Consider the following 13,740-nt stretch of genomic DNA (forward strand, 5'->3'; position numbering starts at 1 on the left):
GGGGCCAATCCTGCCGGGGCCGAGATAACCAGCGGAGACACCGCCGTTGCGGTCGTGTAAAGCGCTACTGGCCTTTTCGGCGCACCCGCAGCAACTCGGCCACCGACCACGCCTGGAACGGGCAGCCGGTCGCGGAGTGCGGCGCGACGCCGTCGGCCGTCTCACTTACCGATCCTAGCCCATATTCGGTCAGATGGGACTCTATGCCGATCAATGCGTCATCGACCGACATCTTGCCCCGCCGGGCGGCGTCCACGTACGGCCCGAGCAGCCACGGCCACACCGTGCCCTGGTGGTAGCCGCCATCCCGCTCGGCCGGGCCACCCCGATGCCGGGCCACGAACTCGGGAGAATCCGGCGCGAGACTGCGCGGCCCGAGCGGGGTGAGCAGCCCGGTCGCGATGCGGCGCAGCGTCGGCTCGTCCGGCTCCAGCGGCGCGAACGGCAGCGACCAGGCCACCAGCTGGTTGGGGCGCAGCGCGTCGTCGTCGTGCAGGGCCGCCCCACCCAGCGGGTACGCCGGCGCGGGAGCGTCCAGCACGTCGTGCAGCCAGCCGGTCGGGGACGGGTAGCGGTCCCGGAACGACGCGGTCGCCTGTGCGTGCCGTCGCCACAGCTCGGCCGCGTCCTGCCCGGCCAGCTCGGTCAGCTCGGCCAGACCGGCCAGCCCGTTGATCCACAGCGCGTTGACCTCGACCGGCTTGCCCGTGCGCGGGGTGACCGGCACCCCGTACACGCGGGCGTCCATCCAGGTGAGCGCGCTGCCGGGGGCGCCCTGGGTGAGCAGGCCGTCGGCCGGGTCGACGACGATCCCGTACCGGGTGCCGGCGACGTGCGCGTCCACGACAGCGCGCAGCGCGGGCAGCAGCTCGTCACCGAGGTCGGTGTCGCCGGTGACCGTCACGTGCCGGCTCACCGCGTGCAGGAACCACAGCGTGCCGTCGACGGTGTTGTACTCCACCCGGCCCGTGTCGGCCGTGTTGGCGAGCATCCCCTCGGACAGCGTCGCCGCGTACGCCCGCAGCAGCTCGCGCCCCTCGGCGGCCCGACCGGTGCAGAGGAACAACCCCTCGTACGAGATCATCGTGTCCCGCGACCAGGCGCCGAACCACGGGTACCCGGCCACCACGTCGACGGCCGCGCCGCCACCACCGGGACGGACCACGAACGCGTCGGCGGCCAGCGCCAGCGTCGCGTCCACCCCATCGGCCGGCTTCGCCGCGGCCACCACCTGCCGGTTGCGTCGCCGGGCCGTCGCCACGATCTCGGCGGCCGGCGGCGGCTCCTCGTCCAGCCGACCCGCCCAGGCCCGCACCGACACCGTGTCGCCGGGGCGTTCCAGCTCGCCGGCGAAACGGCCCGCGTACCAGACGTCCTCGTTCGGTTGCAGACCCCGGACGGCCTCCTCACGGTGGTGCACGCCCAGCCACCACTGCCCCTCCGGCGTCCAGCCGGGCCCGGCGAGCCGGTACGCGCCCTCGACCACCGCGCCGTCGGCGACCGCCTCGACCTGCGGCGTCGGGCCGTCGGCCCGGCGCTCGCCGTGCGCGTCGCGCCAGGTGCACGCGGCGGAGAGCTCCAGCCGGACCGGACCGCCGGCGACCAGCCGGTGGACGACCGCCACGCAGGAGCGGCCGGGCAGCATTGCCAGCTCCCGCTCGATCACTACCGCGCCGATCCGCCACCGCCACCGGGGCAGCCCGTCGACCAGGTCGAAGCGCTCCAGCAGCTCGAAGCCGCGCGGGTCGACGTCGCCGGAGGACCACTCGTGGGCGCCGAGCCGGATCCGCGCGCCGGACGGCAGGGTGACAGTCGGGTCGAGGCTCACGAGTCCCACCTGGCGGGACGCGGGAGTTTCGCCCGGCACCACCAGCAGACCGTGGTAGCGGCGGGTCCGCAGCCCACCGACGGTGCCCATCGCGTACCCGCCGAGGCCATCGGGCACCAGCCACTCCCGGCTGGACGCGCTGGTCAGATCGCCGCAGACCTGCGGACCGAAGTTAATGTCGATCAACTTTCCTCCACCGCCGCCGAGGTGTAACACACCACGACGAGAATGGCCGCTGTGGTCAAGCACCGCGGCGGCGTCAAAGATGTGCACGTGATCAATGACCGCTCGTCCTCCGACGCCTCGCCACCCGACGCTGAGCGGCTCCGGCTCGCCCAGGCCGACTCGGGGGAGCAGGACTGGCGCGCATGGGGTCCCTATCTGTCCGAGCGGGCGTGGGGGACGGTACGGGAGGACTACAGCGAGCACGGTACGGCGTGGGACTACTTCCCGCACGACCATGCGCGGTCCAGAGCCTACCGTTGGAACGAAGACGGGATGGCGGGCGTCTGCGACGACCGTCAGACCTTCGCCTTCGCCCTGGCGCTGTGGAACGGCAGGGACCCGATCCTCAAGGAGCGGATGTTCGGCCTCGGCGGCGACAGCGGCAACCACGGGGAGGACGCCAAGGAGTACTGGTGGTACGAGGACTCCACGCCCACCCACTCCTGGATGCGCTGGCGCTACCACTATCCGCAGGCCGCCTTCCCGTACGACGAACTCGTCGCGGTCAACGCGCTGCGCGGCCGGGACGACACCGAGTACGAGCTGGTCGACACCGGGATCTTCGACGACGACAGGTACTGGGCGGTGACCGTCGACTACGCCAAGGCGTCACCGACCGACCTGTGCATCGTGGTGACAGTGGCCAACCGGGGCGATCGGGCGGCGACCCTGCACGTGCTGCCCACCCTGTGGTTCCGCAACACGTGGGCCTGGGGGCTGCCCGGCGGCGACCGGATTCCCCGGCTGACCGGGGAGGGCACCCGGCTGGTGGGTGAGCACCGGGTGCTCGGCCAACTGCTGTTGGAGGGCGACGGCGGCCCGGTGCCGCTGCTCTGCGACAACGACACGAACGCCGAACGGCTGTGGGGGCTGCCCGGCCGATCCCCGTACCCGAAGGACGGCATCAACGACCACGTGGTCAACGGCGCCCCCACTGTCAACCCGGCCCGCGAGGGCACCAAGGGCGCGCTGCACTACGTGCTCGACGTGCCGGCCGGCGGGCAGCGTCAGATCCGGTTGCGGCTGACCCGTACCGCCTCCCCGCCGGCCGCCGCCCCGCCACCCCCGGCCGACCTCCGCGACGGCTTCGAGGCCGTGGTGTGGGCCCGGCGGGCCGAGGCGAACCGCTTCTTCGCCGGCGTGATCCCGGAGGCCGCGACAGCCGACGAGGCGCTTGTCGCGCGGCAGGCCATCGCCGGGCTGATGTGGGGCAAGCAGTTCTACCACTTCGACGTCAAGCGCTGGCTGGACGGCGATCCGGGCTCGTCGCCCCCGCCGGCCGGGCGTCGGCACGGGCGCAACAGCGCCTGGTGGCACATGACAAGCTTCGACGTCATCTCCATGCCCGACCCCTGGGAGTACCCCTGGTACGCGGCCTGGGACCTGGCCTTCCACTGCGTGAGCATCGCCCGGGTCGACCCGGGCTTCGCCAAGGAGCAGATCCTGCTCCTGCTGCGCGAGTGGTACCTGCACCCCAACGGGCAGATCCCGGCGTACGAGTGGGCGTTCGGCGACGTGAACCCGCCGGTGCACGCCTGGGCGGCGCTCAAGGTGTTCGAGATCGACGGCGGCCGGGACTTCGAGTTCCTGGGCCGGGTGATGCACAAGCTGCTGCTCAACTTCACCTGGTGGGTCAACCGCAAGGACACCGGCGGCAACAACGTCTTCGAGGGCGGCTTCCTCGGGCTGGACAACGTCGGGCCGTTCGACCGCTCGGCGGCGCTGCCCGTGGCCGGTGTGCTGGAGCAGTCCGACGGCACCGGCTGGATGGCCATGTACGCCCTCAACCTGCTCGACATGGCCATCGTGCTGGCCGAGCACGACCGGACGTGGGTGGACACGGCCACCAAGTTCTTCGAGCACTTCCTCTACATCGCGGCAGCCGCGTACGAGCAGGGGCTGTGGGACGACGAGGACGCCTTCTTCTACGACGTGCTGCGCCTCGCCGACGGCACGAAGGTGCCGCTGAAGGTCCGCTCGGTGGTCGGGCTGCTGCCGCTGGCCGCCACCACCCGCCTCACCGCCAAGACCCTGCACCGGCTGCCGGAGTTGGGCGCCCGGCTGCGCTGGTTCCTCACCAACCGCCCCGAGTACGCCCAGGTGATCGGCACCCGCCGACTCGGCCCGGACGGCCGCCAGCAGCGGCTGCTGTCCATGGTCGGCCAGGAGCAGGTGGTCCGGCTGCTCGCCCGGATGCTCGACCCCGACGAGTTCCTCTCCGACTTCGGCCTGCGGACGCTGTCCCGCGCGCACCTGGACAAGCCGTTCTCGGTGACGCTCGGCGGGCAGGAGTTCTCCGTCGGCTACGAACCGGCCGAGTCGACGAGCGGCCTGTTCGGTGGCAACTCGAACTGGCGCGGGCCGATCTGGATGCCGACGAACTTCCTGCTGATCAGCGCGCTGCGCGACTACGCGGCGTTCTTCGGCGACGACCTGCAGGTGGAGTATCCGACCCGGTCCGGGGTGAAACTGTCGTTGGACGAGATCGCCGACGACCTGTCCGCCCGGCTGATCTCGCTGTTCACCCAGGACGACTGGGGTCGTCGACCGATCTACGGGGCTGCGCAGTTGTTCCAGACCCACCCGGACTGGCGCGACCTGATCTCGTTCCCGGAGTACTTCCACGGCGACAACGGCGCCGGCCTGGGCGCCTGGCACCAGACCGGCTGGACCGCCCTGATCGCCGACCTGATCCTCACCCTGCGCCGCTGACGGTCAGGCGGTGATCAGGCCGAGTTTGATCAGGCTGTCGGCGGTGTCGGTGATGGTCGTCCGCACCGGACGTGGCTGCCAGCCGAGGACGCTGCGCGCCTTGTCGTTGCTGATCACCGGCACCTGACCCCGCAGGGCGGCCGCGTCGCGTAGCGCCGGCTCGGTCTTCGCAGCCTCGCGGACCTCGTCGTCGGTGAGTTCCCGAGCCGGCACCCTGTCCGCCAGGCTGGGCAGGTGCCGGGCCAGCATTCCCGCCATGTCGAGGAAGCTGATCGTGGGTCCGCCGACGCCGATGAACCGTCCGCCGGCGGCGGCCGGGTGCAGCATCGCGCGTAGGTGCAGGTCGACGACGTCCCGGACGTCGACGACCCCGAAGTACATCCGGGGTACGACAGGCATCGAGCCCTGGAGGAACGCCTGCACCAGCCCGATCGACGCGGACATCCGGGTGCCCAGCAGCGGCCCGAAGATGCCTGTCGGGTTGACCACGCTCAGCTCGACACCGACGTTGTCCCGGACGTAGTCCCAGGCGGCCCGCTCGGCGAGCGTCTTCGACCGGTGGTACGCCGGGATGTCGTCGTCCACGTTCGTCCAGTCCGCCTCGCTGTACCGGCCGTCGGGCTTCACCGTGTAGCCCACCGCGGCGTACGACGAGGTGAGCACGACACGCCGTACCCCCGCCTCGCGGGCGGCCCGCAGGACCCGCAGCGCTCCGTCGCGGGCTGGGCGGATCACCTCGTCGTCGTTCGCGGGCGGGGTGAACGGGAAGGGCGATGCGTGGTGCAGCACGTACCGCGCCCCCTCGGCCGCCTCGGCCCAGCCCTCGTCGGCGGCGAGGGCCGCGGTCCGGAACTCGACCCGGTCGTCCGGGTTGGTGCCGGTCTGCCGGACCCGGTCGAGCACCTCGTCCTGCTGGCCCGGCGCGCGGACTGTCACCCGTACCCGGTAGCCCTCGTCGAGCAGTCTGGCCACGGAGTACCCGCCGACGTGCCCGGTGGCACCGGTCACCAGCACGAGCGCGTCGTCGGTGGCGCGGAGTTGAACGTCGTTCGACATTGTTTGTGTCCTCGTTTCTCAGAAATCCTGAAGAGCGCGCTCGACCTGCTCGATCGCGCGGGTCTCGGCGGCGGCGTCACTTCGGTGTCGGGCGTCCCACATGTCCGCTTTGCCACGCATGTACGCCTGGCGTACCCGTAGGCGCTCGATCTCGGCGGACAGCCGTTCGGCGTGTCGCGCGAACAGGTCGCGCTGCGCGGCGGCAGCCTCGCGGTCGCCCTCGGCGAGCAACGTCAGGTACCGGCGCATATCCGCCACGCTCATCCCGGACGAGCGCAGGCAGGCCAGGGCGTCGATTCGCTCGGCGAGCCGGGTGCCGTAGCGGCGGTGCCCGCTGCTGTCGTCGCGTGGCACCACGCCGAGCAGGCCGATCTTCTCGTAGTACCGCAGCGTGGGCTCGCTGAAGCCCGACCGCTGGGCCATCTCCTGAACGGTCAGGGGAAATTCGGTTCGCCTCGCCGCCGTCGCTGCCATGACTGAAGCGTCCCCAACTTCAAGCGCTTCAAGTCAAACGATGTGACGCGACGTACGCGTCAGCGACCCGCCAGCTCGGGGACGAGAATGTGTGACCCATTCACTATCGTGAACGGCTATGGGGGAGTCGGTGCGGCCGGTGGGTGAGGTGCATGTCCTCGGCGAGTCGCGGGCCTGGCCCGCGATCGCGATACCCGTCGCGGTCCTGGTCGTGGTGATCGTTGTCGGGGTGGTCTTCGACCTGTTCGGCTGGAACATCCTGGCGGCTGCCGCCGCTTCGATCATCGTGGCCGTCATCGTCCGGCGAAACGCGGTGCTCGCCGATGACGTGGGGCTGCTGGTCCGCGGTCGCGGTGGTCTGCGACGCTCGTACGCCTGGACCGAGATCGTGCGCCTGGGCTGGGTGGATGCGGGGCTGTGGGGGAGCGCCCTGACGGTCTACCCCCAGGGCGGTCCATACGACATGCCGGGACCGAACTCGCCGACCACAGTGGGACGCATCTGGCGGCCCCGTCGTCGGCGCCTCGCGGACCCGCTGCCCGCGTTGCTCGAGAAACACGACGTCAAGACGCTCACCGACCTCTGAGCGCGCTCCGAGAGTCGGGCTCTCACTCGTAGCCGAGGTGCACGATCAGCCTGCCCTCGGCGACGCGGGCCCCCACGTAGACGGACCCGGGGTCGAACAACGTCGGCGGCAGGCTCTGCTCCTCGGTGAGGCCCATCTCGCGTGCCAGGTCCTCCGGTGTCTGCCCCGCCGCGGGCGCCAGGGTGAGCTGCCGCCAGCATCCACCGGAGGCGCATTCCGTGCTTTCGTCGACGACGCTCGCCCCGGCCGGCACCTCGGGTAGCCGCGACTTCGGGGGTAGGGCTCCCTCATCGCCGAACACGCGCAACGACAGGAACCACAGGACCCACAGGCACGACAGCAGGCCCACCGTGACGGACACGGCCACGAGGACGCGCTTCGTCCGTCGTCTCCTCGGCACGGTCTCCGACGTCATGGCGGCAGGGTAGTTGGTCAGCCTTTGAAGGGCTCGGTCCGAGTCGGCTGGGCGCAGCCGGCGGCCGGCGGTGACCGTCGGTCACCTCCGCGGGGGCGGACGCGGCCGTGAGCGGTATACCTCAGAGTCATATTCATACCTCCGAGGTATACCGCTCACCAGCACATCGGCACGGCGGCCAGCCACAGGCGATGGCCAGCGCCCTTCGCGGCAGCCGTAGCCCCAGCCGCAGCGTCTAGAACGGGGGCCGGGGTGTCTCTGCCGGCCGCTGGCGGGAGCGTCGCGAGTCCCCGACGGCGACGGCGGCGAGCACAACGGCGGCGGCGGCTCCGGCCGTGAGAGGTTCGAGGTGGATCGTCACCGGCACCAGCAGGCCGAGGGCCAGCAGGCCCGCCAGCCGGGATCGGGAGACCCGGGCGAAGACCTGGTATTCGAGGGCCGACCGTCCGGCGAGGAAGAGCACGGGGCCGCCGAGGATGGCGATGAGCCAGGCCGCCGGGAGGTGCCCGCGCGGCTCGGTGATGAACAGTTCGAAGCCGACGCCGGTCAGCACGATCCCCGCGATCATGACCAGGTGGGCGAACGCCATCTCGGTGGCGAGTCGGGGAGCGTTGTGGGAGTGGCTGACTGCGGTGTCCTGCACCCTGCCCGCGACGTGGAAGTAGATCCGCCACAGCAGCACTGTGGTCGTCAGCGCCAGGACGTAGCCGCCCGTCTGGTCGGCGTGGAACCCGCTGCCGCTGAACGCCAGCCCGAGCACGAAGATCGCCTCCCCGATCGCGATGAGGAGGAACTGCTGGTACCGCTCTGCCAGGTGCTCGGCCGCGATCATCCGGCCGCCGATCCGTTGTGCGCCGATGCGGGGGGTCGGCCATCCGAGGTAGAGCCCGGTGTAGTCGACCAGGACGGCGACGGTCCACAGTGGCCCGCGGACCGTGCCGTCGTCGACCAGCCCACCGATGATCCAGAGCGGCGCGTTCACACCGAACCACAGCAGGACCCGGAGGGTCTGGCGCGGATCCGGTCGGCCGTGCCCGGCGACGTGGAAGTAGACCACCCGGCCGATCTGGAGGCTCACGTACGTGATGGCGAAGAGGGCGGCCCGCGCGCCGAAGGCGTCGGGCACCGCGACGGCCATCGTCATGGCGCCGATCATCGTCAGGACGATCACGGTCTGGACTATCGGCGCCTCCGGGTCCAGCCAACTGGTCGACCAGACGGTCAGCGACCAGACCGCCCACAGGGCCAGGAACAGCAGGAGTGCCTGCCCGAGACCGGCGAGCACCCCGCGCTGGCCGTCGGTGAAGTCGGCGATCACCCGTGCCGAGATCCGGGTGAGGGCGAAGACGAAGACCAGGTCGAGGAAGAGTTCCAGGAAGGTGGCCCGCTGGAGGCTGGCCTCGCCGCGCACCAGCGGTACGCCAGGCTTCCCGCTCATCGGCCTGCCAAGGGCCGGTGCCGCCCAACGGCCACGTGCCCTCCCGTCGTGGTGGTCTGCTCGCCTAACGAGCGAGGGATCGGCTGTGGCACGCAGAGGTGGGGACCGGCGCACGCTTCGGCGGCGACGTCCGTCAGGGGAGCGGCGTCAGGCGCTTGCCCATGCTGATGTCGTCGACGTAGGCGCCGTTGATCAGGAACTCGTCGACGTGTCGGCCTTCGACGGCGTAACCGTGCCGTTCGTAGAGGCGTACGGCGCCGGTGTTTGTCGCCAGGACGCGCAGTCCTACCTTCTTCGCGCCCTGCGCGGCGGCACGACGTTCGGCGGCCGAGAGCAGGGCCGAGGCGATGTTCCTGCGGCGGGCCTGCTCGGCCACCACCAGGTTCCACAGGCCGAAGACGTGCGCCCCTTCCGGGAAGGGGGTCGTCCGGTGGGTGCTCACGGCGCCGACGATCTGGTCGCCGAGGGCGGCGACCAGGTGGGTCTCGGGCCTGCGCCGTTCGGAGAAGTACGCCGTTCGCTCCTCGCCCTCGGCGGATGCGAGCCCCGACCCGGCGGTCCACGCCGCACGGTCGAGCGCGAGGAGAGCGGCGTCGTCGTCGCTCGTGGCCTGTCGCACCAGGGGCCGCCAGTTGACGGTGCGCTCGTCCCCGGTCGCGAATCGCAGCAGGTGGTGGGTGATGGTGTCCTCCACCGCCGCGACGCCGTCCGCGTCGTCGGCTCTGACGATCATGTCGAGGTGGGTCGTCGACGCCACGAGCAGGCAGTTGCCGCCATTGCACGTGATGGACCGGCGCTCCTCGTCGAGTTCGGTGGCCGCATCGTGCCCCAGGTGGGAGACGAGGTGCGTGATGTGGCGGCGGGGGCGGTCGGTGCTGACGCGTACGGTCGAGTAGAACATCTGGTGCCTTTCCGGCAGTCGTGACGTCGGAGCGGGTGGGTGCGTCGATCAGGCGGAGATCAGTGCGTCGGTGGGGATGTCCTCCGCGCGATCCTCCCGGTCGGCAGTCCTACGGAGGGCCGCCTCGACCCGGCGGTTGCTGGTCATGGTCGCCGTGACGGCGGTCATGGCGAGGAGGAGACCCGCGGCGGCGTACAGCGGCGTGCGTACGTCGTAGGCGGTGGCCAGCCAACCGCCGAGGAAGGCGCCGAGCGGGGCGGCGCACATGGCGAGCATGCGGGACGTGGAGGCGACCCGGCCCATCAGGTGTGCGGGGACGATCGTCTGCCGGAGGGAGGGGCCGAGCACCATCGTGGCGCCCATGCCCGCTCCGCAGACGGCGAGCGCGAAACCGGCGACGTACGGGTTCGGGGCGGCGGCCAGACCGAGGATGGCGAGCCCTTCGAGGGCGGCCGTGCAGGTCAGTGCGGTGCCGGTGCCGAGTCGCCGGCCGAGCTGCGAGGCGATGCCCGCGCCGAGCAGACCGCCGGTGGCCTCCGCGGTGAGGAGCAGGCCGAAGCCGTAGGTGTCGATGCCGAGGCGGTCGTGTGCGAACAGGGCGAGGACGGTCTCCACAGCGAGGAAGGCGACGTTCCCGACCGCCGGACGCAGCGCGAGGCCGAGTAGCAGACGATCCCGGAAGACGTACGAGGCGCCGGCCCGCGCCTGCCGCAGCAGCGACTCGCGTACCTGCGGCACGGGCCGGGGCACGGCGGGCAGCGACCGTACGAGAAGTGCGGAGAGCGCGAACGACACCGCGTCGGCGAGCAGCGGCACCGCCCGTCCGAGCGCGAGCAGGGCACTGCCCGCGGGCGGCCCCGCGAAGCCGGACATGGCGGTCTGGGCGCCGCGCAGGCGGGAGTTGGCGCGCTCCAGGAGTGCGGGGTGACGGCCGAGCAGGTCCGGCAGGTAGGCCGTGGCGGCCGTGTCGAAGAAGAGCCCGCCGACGCCGAGCAGGAAGGCCACTGTCGCGAGCAGCGGAATGCTCAGCACGTCGAGCACGGCCGCCGCCGCGGGTATCCCGAGCAGCACGGCACGCGCGGCGTCCGTGATCCACATCGTGTGCCGGCGGTCCCAGCGGTCCACCAGCGCGCCGCCGAGCACTCCGAAGAGCAGCCACGGCAGCGTCCCCGCGGCCGCGACGACGGCGAGCGCCATCGGGTCCCGCGTCAACGTCAACGCGAGCAGCGGCAGCGCGGCACGCGACACCCCGTCGCCGAGCGAGGAGACCGTCTGCGCGGTCCACAGTCGTCCGAATCCGGTTGGCAACTTCTGCGCGTCTGAGGTCATTTGGCATCCCCTTCGGCCTGCTGGCGGCGTGCCGGGTGGAACAGCGCGAAGACGAGTGACGCGTCCGGCAGCGACGGATCCGACAGTTCCCGGTACTCGTCCGCAAGTGCCTGCAGTCGCGCCCCCAGCTCCGCGAACTGCTCCTCGGTGAGCCGCAGGTGCGCCATCCGTACGTGCCGCTCGCTCTGCGCCGGCGCCGCCTCCAGGTCGGCCACCGCATGCCGCATGAGCATGTCCGGCCCTCCCTCGCCCGGATCCGGCAGCACGATCGACCGCGCGGCCATGGCGTAGTACCGCTCGGTGACCCCCCGGACCTTCCGCGTCCGCACCACGGTGATGAGGCCGGCCCGCTCCAGCAGGCGTACGTGGTAGCTGGAACTCCCCTTCGCCAGGCCCACCCGCTCGGCGATCTGGGTGATCGTCGCGGGCTCGAAGCGGAGCATGGCCATGATCCGGTGCCGGGTGAGGTTGGAGACGGCACGGAGTTGGTCGTCGGTGGTGACGTGGAACGTCTCGGGAAGATCGTCGGTAGGCATGGGAGCAATGGTCAACGTTTCTTGACCATTGCGCAAGGGGTATCCGAAGTCTCGCGACCCCAGTCACCAATCCGTCAGCCGGTGACCACGCGCCGTGTTCGCCTCTACGCTCGTGGACGTGCCCGGACCCGCCGAGAAGGCCACCGACCAGGACCGGCGCGACCTGATCGTCACGGTCGCCCGAGAGCTGGCCGAGGCGGAGGGCTGGGCCGGGATGACCACCCGACGGTTGGCCGAGCGGGCCGAGGTCGACGTCGGCGACCTCTACCGGCACTTCGCGGATCTGGAAGCGTTGCTCGCCGCAGTCGCGGTGTGCGCCTTCGCCGACCTGGCCGCCGCTCTCGCGCTGGCGCACAGTCAGGCCGTCGGCAACCCCGAGGCCGTGTGGCCGGCGGTCGCGACCGCGTACCTCGACTTCGCGTACACGAATCCCGAGGTCTATGACGCGATGCTCGCGCTGACCCCCGACCTGGCCCTCGGCGTCGATGGCGTGCCCGCCGCGCCGCGGGCGGTCTTCGCCGAGCTGCGCGCGGCGCTGACCCCGCTGGCGGAGGGCCGGGACCCGGACACCCTCGCCGAGGTGGGCTGGAGCCTGCTGCACGGCGTGGTGATGCTCACCCGGGGTGGTCGACTGCGACCCGAGGGGCAGGAGGACCGGGAGGCGTTGATCGCACGACGGCTACTGCGGTGGCCGTGAGCGCATTGCTCAGTTAAGGGGCTCGCGGTTGGCCGGTCCCTTGTCGACGAACCGGAACGTGGTCAGCGGGGAGGCGCCCGACTCCCTGAGGATCAGGCCGTTGCCCGCCTTGTGCTGGAGGACCCGGGTCTCGCTGCCGATCGCGTACGTCCCGTTGCCCTTGGTGGTGATCGTGAACCGTTGGATCGGGTTGTCCTCGTCGCAGACGGCGGCCTCGATGGTCAGCTCCGGCTCGATGTCCAGGCCGTTGACCTGCCAGCAGGACGGATCGTCGTTTGCGGGGTGGTCGTCCTTGGTGCCGAACGCCTTGATCACGTACTGGTCGTTGCCGATCGGCGTCGGTACGAACAGGACACGCCCGCCGGTGTCGCCGCCCTCCTCAAGGCGACCGCTGAGTTCCAGCGTGCTCCCGGAACCCCGCACCCGCGTGATCGTGACCTCACGCTTGCCGGACAACAGCGGATCGGTCGCCGGTGCCGCCGCGGACGGCGTCACCGCCACGGCCGTCGTGCCCGACGACGAGGCCGTGCCGGCCGCGGCACCCGGCGCCTTGTCGGGACTGCTACCGCACGCCACAAGTGCGCCGACGCACGCCAGCATCGCCGCGCCGGCAACCCGATTCACCGTGAACATGGCGTACTCCTCGAAAAGGTCCCGGATTCTCGCCCGCCTATTCTGGGCCCTCGGCCTTCGGGCACCGTCGGCGCGGGGGAGGAAGAGATGACGGCCAGCGGGACGGCACGGCGGCAGGCGAGGGTGCTGATCTTCGATGCGGACGACACCCTGTGGGAGAACAACGTCGTCTTCGAGCGGGTGATCGACGACTTCCTGGCCTGGCTCGACCACCCCACCCTGGACCGGGCCGAGACCCGGGCGATCCTCGACGACATCGAGCGGGCCAACGCGGTGGCGCACGGGTACGGCAGCAAGGTCTTCCTCCGCAGCCTCGCCGAGTGCCTGGAGCGGCTGCGCGAACGGCCGGTCACCGACGCCGAGCGCCAGGAGATCCACCGGCTGGCCCTGGCGCTGGTGGAGCACCGGGTGGAGCTGATGCCCGGTGTCGCCGAGGCGCTCGACGAGTTGGCAGGCCGGCACGAACTGCTGCTGCTGACCAAGGGCGATCGGGACGAGCAGCAGCGCAAGCTGGATGCCAGCGGGCTGCTGCATCACTTCGGTGCCGCGCACATCGTCGCCGAGAAGAACGTCGACACCTACCGGTGGCTGATTCGCGAGCACGGGTTCGCGCCTGCCGACGCGTGGATGATCGGCAACTCCCCGAAGTCCGACATCCTTCCGGCGCGGGCGGCCGGTCTGAACGCGGTGTTCATTCCGAACGAGAACACCTGGGTGTTGGAGAACGACGAGTTGGACCCGACCGACGGTGGCGTGCTGCGCCTGGCCGCCTTCCGGGACCTGCTCCGACACTTCTGACCGTCGAACCCGAACAGCGTCGACGATCATGGTCTCGTTACGCGTACATGCCGCTTTTCGCCCTTGAGATCAGTCACGTCGCGGATGGCCCGGCAACGCTTGTCCGGCGCTC

The 13,740-nt window shown here is 71.1% G+C and carries 13 protein-coding genes; 4 read left to right on the forward strand and 9 right to left on the reverse strand.

Annotated elements, in window-relative coordinates; translation table 11 throughout:
• Positions 1-64: 64 nt before the first annotated feature.
• The gene (locus ACLQ26_RS30320; protein WP_425747769.1) at positions 65-2,014 is read right to left on the reverse strand and encodes an amylo-alpha-1,6-glucosidase; all 1,950 of its coding nucleotides are present in this window, start codon (positions 2,012-2,014) and stop codon (positions 65-67) included.
• 42 nt (positions 2,015-2,056) lie between these two features.
• Here ACLQ26_RS30320 and ACLQ26_RS30325 point away from each other — a divergent pair, with 42 nt between their 5' ends.
• Entirely contained in the window at positions 2,057-4,765 is a 2,709-nt protein-coding gene (locus ACLQ26_RS30325; protein ID WP_425747770.1) for an MGH1-like glycoside hydrolase domain-containing protein, read from the forward strand.
• A gap of 3 nt (positions 4,766-4,768) precedes the next feature.
• Here ACLQ26_RS30325 and ACLQ26_RS30330 read toward each other — a convergent pair whose 3' ends face one another.
• Positions 4,769-5,821, reverse strand: a complete 1,053-nt coding sequence (locus ACLQ26_RS30330) for an NAD-dependent epimerase/dehydratase family protein (RefSeq protein WP_425747772.1) — start codon at positions 5,819-5,821, stop codon at positions 4,769-4,771.
• An 18-nt stretch (positions 5,822-5,839) separates the two neighbouring features.
• The gene (locus tag ACLQ26_RS30335; protein WP_425747773.1) at positions 5,840-6,244 is read right to left on the reverse strand and encodes a MerR family transcriptional regulator; all 405 of its coding nucleotides are present in this window, start codon (positions 6,242-6,244) and stop codon (positions 5,840-5,842) included.
• A 169-nt stretch (positions 6,245-6,413) separates the two neighbouring features.
• Between ACLQ26_RS30335 and ACLQ26_RS30340 the strand changes: the two genes are divergently transcribed.
• Positions 6,414-6,881: a hypothetical protein gene (locus ACLQ26_RS30340; RefSeq protein WP_425747774.1), complete on the forward strand. Its 468-nt coding sequence runs from the start codon at positions 6,414-6,416 to the stop codon at positions 6,879-6,881.
• A 22-nt stretch (positions 6,882-6,903) separates the two neighbouring features.
• On the opposite strand, the gene ACLQ26_RS30345 is transcribed toward ACLQ26_RS30340, so the two are convergent.
• From ACLQ26_RS30345 to ACLQ26_RS30365, 5 genes are all read right to left on the reverse strand, one after another.
• Positions 6,904-7,296 (reverse strand): hypothetical protein, encoded by a 393-nt coding sequence (locus tag ACLQ26_RS30345; RefSeq protein WP_425747775.1) that lies wholly within the window; start codon positions 7,294-7,296, stop codon positions 6,904-6,906.
• Between the two features lie 235 nt (positions 7,297-7,531).
• On the reverse strand, positions 7,532-8,734 hold the full coding sequence (locus tag ACLQ26_RS30350; RefSeq protein WP_425747776.1) for a low temperature requirement protein A: 1,203 nt from the start codon (positions 8,732-8,734) through the stop codon (positions 7,532-7,534).
• Positions 8,735-8,867: 133 nt separating this feature from the next.
• The gene (locus tag ACLQ26_RS30355; protein WP_425747777.1) at positions 8,868-9,635 is read right to left on the reverse strand and encodes a GNAT family N-acetyltransferase; all 768 of its coding nucleotides are present in this window, start codon (positions 9,633-9,635) and stop codon (positions 8,868-8,870) included.
• Positions 9,636-9,683: 48 nt separating this feature from the next.
• Positions 9,684-10,964, reverse strand: a complete 1,281-nt coding sequence (locus tag ACLQ26_RS30360) for an MFS transporter (RefSeq protein WP_425747778.1) — start codon at positions 10,962-10,964, stop codon at positions 9,684-9,686.
• Positions 10,961-11,500 carry an ArsR/SmtB family transcription factor gene (locus ACLQ26_RS30365; protein ID WP_425747779.1) on the reverse strand — a complete coding sequence of 180 codons (540 nt, stop codon included), beginning with the start codon at positions 11,498-11,500 and terminating at the stop codon, positions 10,961-10,963. The genes ACLQ26_RS30360 and ACLQ26_RS30365 overlap by 4 nt, the downstream gene beginning before the upstream one ends.
• Before the next feature lie 118 nt (positions 11,501-11,618).
• Between ACLQ26_RS30365 and ACLQ26_RS30370 the strand changes: the two genes are divergently transcribed.
• Positions 11,619-12,197, forward strand: a complete 579-nt coding sequence (locus tag ACLQ26_RS30370) for a TetR/AcrR family transcriptional regulator (RefSeq protein WP_425747780.1) — start codon at positions 11,619-11,621, stop codon at positions 12,195-12,197.
• 9 nt (positions 12,198-12,206) lie between these two features.
• Here the strand turns inward: ACLQ26_RS30370 and ACLQ26_RS30375 are convergent, their stop codons facing one another.
• Positions 12,207-12,830, reverse strand: coding sequence for a hypothetical protein (locus tag ACLQ26_RS30375; RefSeq protein ID WP_425747781.1), 624 nt, complete (start codon positions 12,828-12,830; stop codon positions 12,207-12,209).
• Positions 12,831-12,917: 87 nt separating this feature from the next.
• Between ACLQ26_RS30375 and ACLQ26_RS30380 the strand changes: the two genes are divergently transcribed.
• Positions 12,918-13,628 (forward strand): HAD family hydrolase, encoded by a 711-nt coding sequence (locus ACLQ26_RS30380; RefSeq protein ID WP_425747782.1) that lies wholly within the window; start codon positions 12,918-12,920, stop codon positions 13,626-13,628.
• The last annotated feature ends 112 nt before the right edge of the window (positions 13,629-13,740 follow it).

Source organism: Micromonospora sp. DT43, assembly GCF_049841645.1.
Classification (GTDB): Bacteria; Actinomycetota; Actinomycetes; order Mycobacteriales; family Micromonosporaceae; genus Micromonospora.

Coding starts and splice junctions, on each gene's coding strand:
- ACLQ26_RS30325 (WP_425747770.1), top strand. CDS start 2,057: ATGGCCGCTGTGGTCAAGCACCGCGGCGGCGTCAAAGATGTGCACGTG.
- ACLQ26_RS30330 (WP_425747772.1), bottom strand. CDS start 5,821: ATGTCGAACGACGTTCAACTCCGCGCCACCGACGACGCGCTCGTGCTG.
- ACLQ26_RS30335 (WP_425747773.1), bottom strand. CDS start 6,244: ATGGCCCAGCGGTCGGGCTTCAGCGAGCCCACGCTGCGGTACTACGAG.
- ACLQ26_RS30340 (WP_425747774.1), top strand. CDS start 6,414: ATGGGGGAGTCGGTGCGGCCGGTGGGTGAGGTGCATGTCCTCGGCGAG.
- ACLQ26_RS30345 (WP_425747775.1), bottom strand. CDS start 7,296: ATGACGTCGGAGACCGTGCCGAGGAGACGACGGACGAAGCGCGTCCTC.
- ACLQ26_RS30350 (WP_425747776.1), bottom strand. CDS start 8,734: ATGAGCGGGAAGCCTGGCGTACCGCTGGTGCGCGGCGAGGCCAGCCTC.
- ACLQ26_RS30355 (WP_425747777.1), bottom strand. CDS start 9,635: ATGTTCTACTCGACCGTACGCGTCAGCACCGACCGCCCCCGCCGCCAC.
- ACLQ26_RS30360 (WP_425747778.1), bottom strand. CDS start 10,964: ATGACCTCAGACGCGCAGAAGTTGCCAACCGGATTCGGACGACTGTGG.
- ACLQ26_RS30365 (WP_425747779.1), bottom strand. CDS start 11,500: ATGCCTACCGACGATCTTCCCGAGACGTTCCACGTCACCACCGACGAC.
- ACLQ26_RS30375 (WP_425747781.1), bottom strand. CDS start 12,830: ATGTTCACGGTGAATCGGGTTGCCGGCGCGGCGATGCTGGCGTGCGTC.
- ACLQ26_RS30380 (WP_425747782.1), top strand. CDS start 12,918: ATGACGGCCAGCGGGACGGCACGGCGGCAGGCGAGGGTGCTGATCTTC.